Source organism: Acinetobacter sp. GN11 (genome assembly GCF_054823985.1).
Genome location: NZ_JRVL01000230.1, coordinates 1 through 4,926 on the forward strand (window position 1 = coordinate 1; position 4,926 = coordinate 4,926).

The following is a 4,926-nucleotide window of genomic DNA, read 5'->3' on the forward strand; positions in this document are numbered from 1 at the left end:
AGATTATGCACTTGAGGCCAAAAATTGGGGAGCTGATATATCTTTAAAAGCCTATGTTGATGAACGAGTTGCGGCTGAAGATTTAAAAGTTGGAAAATGCGATGGTGCTATTATTAGTGGCTTACGTGGGCGTCAGTTTAATAAATATACAGGATCTTTAGATGCTGTTGGCGCATTAACAAATATGAAAACGGCAATTAATGCCTATAAGCTGTTGTCCTCACCAATGGCCGCAAAAAACATGGTTGTAGGTCCTTACGAAATTGCAGGTTTAGGCACAATTGGTCCTGCATATTTATTTGTAAATGATAGAAGTATCAATACACTCGCTAAAGCTGCTGGTAAAAAAATTGGGGTATTTAAATATGATGAAGCTCAACCAAAGCTTGTGCAACATGTCGGAGGTCAGGCTGTATCGGTAGACGTCACCAATGCAGGTGCGAAATTTAATAACCATGAAATTGATATTGTCCCTGCTCCTATTGTTGCATTTAAACCTTTTGAACTACACAAAGGTTTAGGTGAGAAAGGAGCAATCATTCGTTTTCCTTTAACTCAAATTTCAGCGAACTTCATTATTCGTAAAGACCAGTTTCCAGCAGGTTTTGGGCAAAAGTCGCGAACTTGGGTAGCCAGCCAATTAAATAGAACCTTTGGCATTATTGCTAAATATGAAAGTGATATTCCTTCAAAATATTGGATGGATATTCCTAAAAATGAACAAGTAAACTATATGAAGATGATGCGCGAGGCACGTATACAGCTAACCAAGGCTGGTATTTACGACCCTAAAATGATGAATTTTTTGAAAAAAGTAAGATGTAAAGAAAACCCAAGTAATTTTGAATGTGCCTTAAACGATGAATGAACACTCAAAACATATGCCCATCTTATTTTAAGAGACTCTAGCCTCAGTTATTCATTTCCTCTCGGGCTTGTTGTGGCGTTTTACCCGACCACTTTTATAAGCCCGTCTAAATGGGCTGTGCTCGGCATAACCTAACAGCTAAACATATCACTTACTAATATAGTTTCAATATTTAGATAAGTTAACTTAGTGCTATCTTCGACTTAAAGCTATTATGATGAAAAGTGTTGTGCTTTTAATACCTAATTTCTAATAGAGAAAGCGTTTTATGAATGTTTCGCCAATCATTGTACTTGATTTCGAGACCACAGGAGTCAGCCCTGAGGCTGGTGATCGTATTACAGAAGTCGCGGCTTTACGTATTGTAGAAGGTGAAATCACAGAACGTTTTGTTTCATTAATAAACTGTGGTGTAAATGTTCCATACTACATCACAAAGTTGACTGGTATTACTCAAGATATGGTTAATCATGCTCCTTTAGTGGAAGAAGTCATTCCTTCTCTATTGGACTTTATTGGAACAGATCCTTTACTTGCTCACAATGCAGGATTTGATGAGAAATTCCTAAAAGCAGAAAGTATTCGACAGGAGTTAAGTCCATCACATAATGGACTCATTTGTTCTTTGAAACTTGCTCGCCGTATTTTACCTCATCAACCCAGTTATCGACTTGGGGCAATGGCAGACTTATTTAATATTAAGTTTAATGGCACAGCTCATCGTGCAGAAGCAGATGCTGAAGTTACGGCTCAATTATTCAACTATCTTTGTATGAATATTTGTCACACATATGGCTTCAATTGCATTGATCAAGATTTATTGTTAGCCATTAATAAACTTACTATATCTAGAGTACCGAAATACCTAAAAAATATAGCTGCCCAATCCTTACTTCTTAAATAGCAATCCATAGACGACATTCCCTGCTAATTTACAGGTGTCCTCATGACAAATTTAAGATCTCATTTTTCGACGTAAATCATGAATAGAAAATTAATTGGTACTATTGTTCTCATTTCTGTGTTTGGAGTTGCTGCTTGTGGTAAAGCTTCAAATGAACAGATGGATACTTCGAAAAACAGTTCTAAAAACGTAAAAACTGAACTATCAGCAAGTGATAAAGCGATTTTAGATAGATATGACTCTATTACAAACGAAGTTGTGACCTCTGGTGAAGATGAAAAGATAAAACAAACTTTAGCGCCTTTAATACCTGAAATAAAGAAAGTTACTGCCAAGAAACAAAGAGAAATGGCATTAATGAATATTTATATGTTGTCAGAAATGTACAAAGAGGCTTATGAGTTAAATGAGCAACAAATCAAAGAAAAACCATTGCCTCAACGGGTAATGTTTAGATGTACATTGCTTGAAAAATTAAATGAGGCCAAAGTAAAAATTCAACAGTGTCACGAAGCTTCAGCGCAACTCATACAAACCGAATTGAGTAAATCATCTAGCAAAAATGATCCCCAGTACAGAGACGCCGAATTTGTATATTTAACTGAAATGTATAAAGCTGGTCACACTGACTATAAAGCTAAAATACAGAAATTTATTGATGAGACTAAAGATGTCGCATCGAAAGATAGATATAAGTCTTTGTATGATGCATATATTGAGTCATTTTATGGTACTGATTCACCAAATTATGTACCAGAATCATTAAAGTAAAACTTAAATGAAAAGCCCGAAATATTCAGGGCTTTTTAAAGTGCTTTAAACAGATCGAGATATTTACATTATTATTGATCGTATGAACTGTGCATCCTGATAAATAAAACTATACAGCACTGTCTACCCCTCTTTGCTATCATTCCGGCACTTCAAGAAAATCAGAAGGAATAGTTTTGGCAACTCCATATATAACTATAGGCTGCCCTACTACTGGAGGCGGCCAAGTAATCTCAGGGAACGGTATGTTCCTTATTGACGGTATTGCCGTTGCTTGTGTCGGTGATAAAGCTACATGCCCAACACATAAAATTGTCGCAACGATTGTCTCCGGTGATCCAAACATGCAGATTTTCGGCAAAGCTGCTGCTCGTGTTAATGATTCACTTTCATGTGGTTGCAAATTACTGCCTCAACAAAACTTAGTTGTTCAAGACAATGGTGGTGCAGCATCATCGGGTGCAAAATCCTCATCAGCTCCAATGTCACAAAAACAGCAAACTACTGATAGTTTTAGAGAAGACAAATATGAAAATTATTACATTGAGCAGTATAAAACTGATGTCTACATTAGCCATAAAGCTGTTCTTTTAGGTGATGAAGGTGTAACACCTCTGGATGGAGCTGTAAGCTATTTTCTAAACTACAAAGTTCAAGGCAAGGAACTATTTTTAAGTGTAGTTATTAATGCAGCTCCATTGAGCCACAAGGGAACTGTTTACCCTTTTGGGACCGCAATTGTTTCACGGGAAGGTAAAGAGATTGCCAGAACCAAGTTAAAAAGTGATCAAGGATATTGGCCAACAGATAAAAATAAGGCCCCTTTGGGAAGTTGTACTATCAAGTTGCCAGAACCAAATTTACAGCTCGTTGATGTAGAACTTGAACTAGGATATACCGCAGTAATTTCGGATACCGTGGGTTCTGTACATCCCATGCCTCCTATTAAAAAATATAAGTTTTCCTTAAACTCTGCGGCGCGCAAGGTGTAAAAAGTTATGAATAAGTTATTAACGATTCTATTATTAAGTGCCGCGGTTGCTGCGTGTAATAACCCTAATAGCACAACCAAAATCACCCAAGTGCAGAGTGAACAATCTAATAACCAAAATGAAGCATTAAAGCCACTTGTGGCAGAGTTCAATGAAATTATGAACTCTCTTCAGACAGAAGCTGACATTACATCCACACAAGCAAAGTTGGAAAATCTTTTAAAGAAATTTCCAAATGACAATGTTTCAAGCATACAAGTGCAAAAGTTGAAATTAAAAGTACTACTGCAACTAGGTTATTTAAATGAAGCCAATATTTTGGCAACAAAAATTCTCGCTTTAGATAGCACGGCAAGCATTCAAGAAACTCAATGTCTAATTCAAAGAAAATTGCAAAAGCCAGAAAACCAAATTAATAGCTGTTATGAAAAAGCAGCTAAGCTATATCAGGCACAATACGAAAAATTAAGTAATGATAATCCACAAAAGCAATATGCTCTCTGGTCAAGTTACGCTGCCATGTACCAAGCTGGTCATACTGAATATAAGCAAAAGTTGGAAGCTATTGTTAATGCTCAAACCACTGAAGATGAGAAACATACTTTCAATACTATGTATGAAAACGTAGTGGACCCAGCTGTTATTAAAGAAATTCTTGAATCTATGCCATATAAGAAATAACCTCATTGAAGATCATTTCTTATATGGATACGTATTGAATAGCCCTAATGATTTAGGGCTTTTTTATAGTGCTTTAACGTAAATAGAAGCATCTGACTTAAGCACTCTAAGCTAGCTATATATTTCGTTAGTAAGCTATGTTCTATATTTCACTGTAGTTGTATATGCATTTGGATAGTTATTTCTAGTTTCAAACAAGCTTCTTATAATAAATAGCTGTACCGTCATAGTTCCCGTTTGAACTTAATGCAAAACTTGGAATTACACCCACACGAACAAATCCAATTTTGCTATATAAAAGTTCGGAGACATCGCCTTCACGCGTATCTAAGACAAGTAAACACAGACCTCTTTCTTTTGAAAAATTTTCTAATTCATTTATTAGTAATGTGGCTATTCCTTGTTTTCTTGCCGATGTAAGCACCATGAGTTTTTCAACTTCGGCTCTGTGAACCCCGTTCTTTTTACTCACTAAGGACAATTGAACACTACCTACAATCTTTTCTTCTTGAATGGCAATCCATAGACGGCTATTACCTTGTACTAATTTATGGTTGACCTCACGCCAATAATTTAAGACTTCGTTCTTTTCTATGGGAGCTAAGAAACCTATCGAAGCACCGTTATTTACAGAATCATCTAACAGTAACGATAAGCCTTCTTCATAATCGCCAATTTGATTGATCTCTAGAATTTCAATATTTTTCATA

Annotated in this window: 6 protein-coding genes and 1 pseudogene; 5 read left to right on the forward strand and 2 right to left on the reverse strand. The window is 36.1% G+C overall.

Annotated elements, in window-relative coordinates; translation table 11 throughout:
• The coding region (gene adeT1 / locus NL42_RS16825) for a putative multidrug efflux protein AdeT1 (protein WP_461313617.1) at positions 1-868 on the forward strand (868 nt) is incomplete at its 5' end.
• Between the two features lie 43 nt (positions 869-911).
• Here adeT1 and NL42_RS16830 read toward each other — a convergent pair.
• Positions 912-1,006, reverse strand: a pseudogene (locus NL42_RS16830) (hypothetical protein); the annotation flags it as partial.
• Positions 1,007-1,136: 130 nt separating this feature from the next.
• On the opposite strand from NL42_RS16830, the gene NL42_RS16835 reads away from it, so the two are divergent.
• The 4 genes from NL42_RS16835 (at position 1,137) to NL42_RS16850 (ending at position 4,216) form a co-directional block, all read left to right on the forward strand.
• A complete protein-coding gene (locus tag NL42_RS16835) occupies positions 1,137-1,772 on the forward strand; it encodes a 3'-5' exonuclease (protein ID WP_461313618.1) in 636 nt (211 codons plus the stop codon).
• A 78-nt stretch (positions 1,773-1,850) separates the two neighbouring features.
• Complete coding sequence (locus NL42_RS16840; protein ID WP_461313619.1) at positions 1,851-2,543, forward strand: hypothetical protein; 693 nt, start codon at positions 1,851-1,853, stop codon at positions 2,541-2,543.
• Between the two features lie 176 nt (positions 2,544-2,719).
• Positions 2,720-3,535, forward strand: a complete 816-nt coding sequence (locus NL42_RS16845) for a PAAR domain-containing protein (RefSeq protein ID WP_461313620.1) — start codon at positions 2,720-2,722, stop codon at positions 3,533-3,535.
• A gap of 6 nt (positions 3,536-3,541) precedes the next feature.
• On the forward strand, positions 3,542-4,216 hold the full coding sequence (locus NL42_RS16850; protein ID WP_461313621.1) for a hypothetical protein: 675 nt from the start codon (positions 3,542-3,544) through the stop codon (positions 4,214-4,216).
• A gap of 190 nt (positions 4,217-4,406) precedes the next feature.
• Here the strand turns inward: NL42_RS16850 and NL42_RS16855 are convergent, their stop codons facing one another.
• Positions 4,407-4,925, reverse strand: coding sequence for a GNAT family N-acetyltransferase (locus NL42_RS16855; protein ID WP_461313622.1), 519 nt, complete (start codon positions 4,923-4,925; stop codon positions 4,407-4,409).
• Position 4,926: the final 1 nt, after the last annotated feature.

What these genes read in the sequence shown, in the direction of transcription:
- NL42_RS16835 (WP_461313618.1), top strand. Translation starts at nt 1,137, where the DNA reads ATGAATGTTTCGCCAATCATTGTACTTGATTTCGAGACCACAGGAGTC.
- NL42_RS16840 (WP_461313619.1), top strand. Translation starts at nt 1,851, where the DNA reads ATGAATAGAAAATTAATTGGTACTATTGTTCTCATTTCTGTGTTTGGA.
- NL42_RS16850 (WP_461313621.1), top strand. Translation starts at nt 3,542, where the DNA reads ATGAATAAGTTATTAACGATTCTATTATTAAGTGCCGCGGTTGCTGCG.
- NL42_RS16855 (WP_461313622.1), bottom strand. Translation starts at nt 4,925, where the DNA reads ATGAAAAATATTGAAATTCTAGAGATCAATCAAATTGGCGATTATGAA.